At 72.6% G+C, this 1,585-nt stretch carries 3 protein-coding genes; all 3 read left to right on the forward strand.

Annotated elements, in window-relative coordinates; translation table 11 throughout:
• Nucleotides 1-370, forward strand: a 370-nt coding sequence (locus AC30N0_RS19255; RefSeq protein WP_489519500.1) for a tripartite tricarboxylate transporter substrate-binding protein, incomplete at its 5' end; no start/stop codon positions are given.
• Nucleotides 371-392: 22 nt separating this feature from the next.
• Nucleotides 393-1,400 carry a Bug family tripartite tricarboxylate transporter substrate binding protein gene (locus AC30N0_RS19260; RefSeq protein WP_489519501.1) on the forward strand — a complete coding sequence of 336 codons (1,008 nt, stop codon included), beginning with the start codon at nucleotides 393-395 and terminating at the stop codon, nucleotides 1,398-1,400.
• Nucleotides 1,397-1,585 (forward strand): aconitase X (locus AC30N0_RS19265; RefSeq protein ID WP_489519502.1); only part of this gene is annotated, 189 nt, incomplete at its 3' end. The genes AC30N0_RS19260 and AC30N0_RS19265, both read left to right, overlap by 4 nt.

Consider the following 1,585-nt stretch of genomic DNA (forward strand, 5'->3'; position numbering starts at 1 on the left):
TTACCTGCTCGACCCCGGCGTCGCACTGGCGCAGGTGCAGGCCGGCAAGCTGAAGCTGCTCGCCGTCGGCAGCCTGCAGCGCTCGAGCCTCTACCCCGACCTGCCGACGCTCGACGAGGCCGGGCTGAAGGGCTTCGACGCCGACACGCTGTTCGGCTTCTACGCGCCGGCGGGAACGCCGAAGCCGGTGACCGACCGGCTCAACACCGAGATCAACCGCATCCTCGCCACCAAGCCGGTGACCGACCGCGTCGGCGCGCTCGGCGGCGCCGTCGTGCCGATGACGCCGGCGCAGTTCGACGCCAAGGCGAAAGACGATTACCAGCGCTTCGGCGCGATCATCAGGGAACGCAAGATCGTCGGCGACTGAACCGCCTCCACCGGAGCCCTGCATGAGCCTTCGTCCATCCCCCTCCGCTCACGGCGAGCTGCCGCGCCGGTCCGTCGTCGCAGGCATCGCCGCGGCCGTGGCCTCGTTCGCCTTCCCGGCACGGGCGCAGACCTTTCCGGCCAAGCCGCTGCGCCTCATCGTTCCTTTCCCCGCCGGCGGCCCGACCGACATCGTCGCCCGGCCGCTGGCGCAGATGCTCGCGGACGCTCTCGGCCAGCAGGTGGTCGTCGACAACCGCGGCGGCGCCGGCGGCTCGATCGGTGCCGATGCGGTGGCCAAGGCCCCGGCCGACGGCTACACCCTGCTCATGGGGACGGTCGGCACGCATGCCATCAACCCGAGCCTGTATCGCAAGCTCCCGTACGACGCGAGCCGGGACTTCACGCCGCTCGGCCTCGTCGCATCGGCGCCGGTGGCGGTCGTCGTCCATCCCGGCACGCCCTGGAACAGCGTCGCCGACCTGATCGCGGCCGCCCGGCGCGCGCCGGGGAGCATCAACTTCGGCTCGGCCGGCAACGGCACGCCCGGCCACCTCACCGGCGAGATGTTCGCCAAGGCGGCCGGCGTCGACCTGAAGCACGTCCCGTACAAGGGCAGCGCCCCGGCGCTGGCCGACCTGCTCGGCGGCCAGATTCCGCTCATGTTCGATCCGGTGCAGTCGGTCCTGCAGCATGTGCGCGGCGCCAAGTTGCGCGCCCTGGCGATCAGCAGCAGCGCCCGATCGCCGGTCCTGCCGCAGGTGCCGACGCTGAACGAAGCCGGCCTGAAAGGCTTCGAGGCGACCGCGTGGTGGGCGCTGTTCGCGCCGGCCGGCCTGCCGCCGGCCGTCGCCGCGCAGCTCGCCGCCGAGAGCCGGCGCGTGATCGAGGCCCCCGGCTTCCGCGCCCGCCTGATCGAAGTCGGCGTGCAGGCGGCCGAGGGCACGGCTGCGAGCTTCGCCGACTTCCAGCGCGCCGAGCTGGCCAAGTGGGGCCGCGCCGTGCAGGACTCTGGCGTCACGCTCGAATGAAGCTGACGGCCGAAGAGCAGGCGATGGTCGGCGGCGAGCTGGGCCGCGTCGCCCGGATCGCGCTCGAGCATCAGATCCGGGTCGGCGACTTCTTCGCCGCGCCCGACTTCGTGCCGGTGACCCAGGCCCACGTCATGGCCGACACCGAAAGCCTCGGCGAGGCCGGGGTCCGCTGGCTCGAGTCC

This window comes from Rhizobacter sp. (assembly GCF_031412495.1).
Classification (GTDB): Bacteria; Pseudomonadota; Gammaproteobacteria; order Burkholderiales; family Burkholderiaceae_C; genus Schlegelella_A.

Excerpts from the sequence above, each read along its gene's own strand:
- AC30N0_RS19260 (WP_489519501.1), top strand. The coding sequence starts at position 393 with ATGAGCCTTCGTCCATCCCCCTCCGCTCACGGCGAGCTGCCGCGCCGG.